1 protein-coding gene and 1 pseudogene are annotated in these 1,446 nt (G+C 76.9%); both read right to left on the bottom strand.

What is annotated here, in order from left to right; all coding sequences use genetic code 11:
• Positions 1 to 260, bottom strand: a pseudogene (locus B207_RS32755) (hypothetical protein); the annotation flags it as partial.
• 103 nt (positions 261 to 363) lie between these two features.
• The coding region (locus B207_RS40505) for a hypothetical protein (protein ID WP_018635630.1) at positions 364 to 1,446 on the bottom strand (1,083 nt) is incomplete at its 5' end.

Here is a 1,446-nt window from a genome sequence, read left to right on the forward strand (position 1 = left end):
ACGGGGACCGCGTCGTGCGCGGGCGGGACCCGGGGGATCCACCCCCCGGCGGTGGGGGTTCCGCCGATGTCGGGGGGTGTGAGGAGCAGGACGGCCGGGACGCGGGGGCTGGTGGGGGTGCCGGTGTAGGTGGTGCTGGCGGGGATGGTGAGCAGACCGGCGAGGATCGCGTCGCGGGTGGCCGTCGGGTTCACGGTCAGGGTGAAGGTGCCGTCCGCGTTCAGCTGTGCGTGGACCCGGCTCTGCGAGAAACTGGTCATGAGATTCCCTTTGCGGTGGGGACTGTCGGGGTCCCGGGCGGTGGGCGGCATTCCCGCTGCCCGGGAACAACCCCGGCCTGAGACCGGCGGGGGCGGGGTCTGCTCAGCTGCCAGCAGCAGCAGCAGCCGCGGTGGTGGTGGTGAGTGCGCGGCCGGCGGGCGTGATCTGAAACCGCTTGGGCCTGCCGTCGACGAGGGCGGCCTCGCCGCGGCCGGTCATCGCCTCGCAGGAGGCGTTGATCGCTCCGGAGGAGCGGTCCGGGATTTCCCGGCTGATCTCGGTCACGCTCATCGCGACGTCGGCGTTCGTCGCCAGAACGCCCCGGACCAGTGCGGTCAGCGCCCCGGCTGGCAGCCGGGGCTTCCCGTCGGCGTTCACCGACCGCCCCCCGGCCGGGACCGCAGCCTTCGCGGTGGTGCGGCGCCGCGCCGGCCGGCGGGGAGGGGTCAGACCGGCGCGGACCGGGCACTGCGCCGCCGGGCAGGTCCACGCCACACAGCCGACCGCGCCGCCCCCGTCGCCGGTAGGCGTCGGGGCTGTCGGCGCCTCGCCCTCCGGCGTACTGCCCGAGGGCGGGACATCCTCGACCGGCACCGCACCGTCCGCCGCCGCACTCGGGACGCCGGTCACCTGGCCGGGCCCGGATACCTCCCCGTCTCCGGCGGACACCTCCGCGGGCTCACGCGCCGGGAGGTGCGTGGTCTCCGCGCCGGCCGGGTCGTCGCGCACCGCTGGCGGTTCCGGCACCCCCTGGCTGGGGCTGGTGTCGGGACCAGGACCGTCCGGGGGCGGGGCCGTGCCTGCGGCGACGGTCGGGCTGGGCTCCGCCTCGGTCTGCGTGGCGCCCGGCACCGGCGGAGGGGCCGGGTCAGCCGTGTTCTCGGCAGCGACTCCGAGGCTCTGCGCGTCCACCTCAGTACCGGCGGCATCGGTGGACGGTTCCCGCGCCGCGTCGGGGGGCGTGTGGGTCTCGGGGTCCGCTGCGGGCTTCGGCTGCGGGGAGGTGTCCTGAGCCGCGCTGGGCGCGGTCATCATCGGCCCGTCGCCGTCGCCGTCGCCGTCGCCGTCGCCGTCGCCGTCGCCGTCGCCTGGTGCGCCGGTGCCGGCGGGTGTGTCGGTGTCGGCGGGCGGCTCGTCAGGTGCGGCGCCGTCCGTTCCGGGCGTGCCGGCCGGGACGGGGACCAG

The organism is Parafrankia elaeagni (genome assembly GCF_000374165.1).
Classification (GTDB): domain Bacteria; phylum Actinomycetota; class Actinomycetes; order Frankiales; family Frankiaceae; genus Parafrankia; species Parafrankia elaeagni.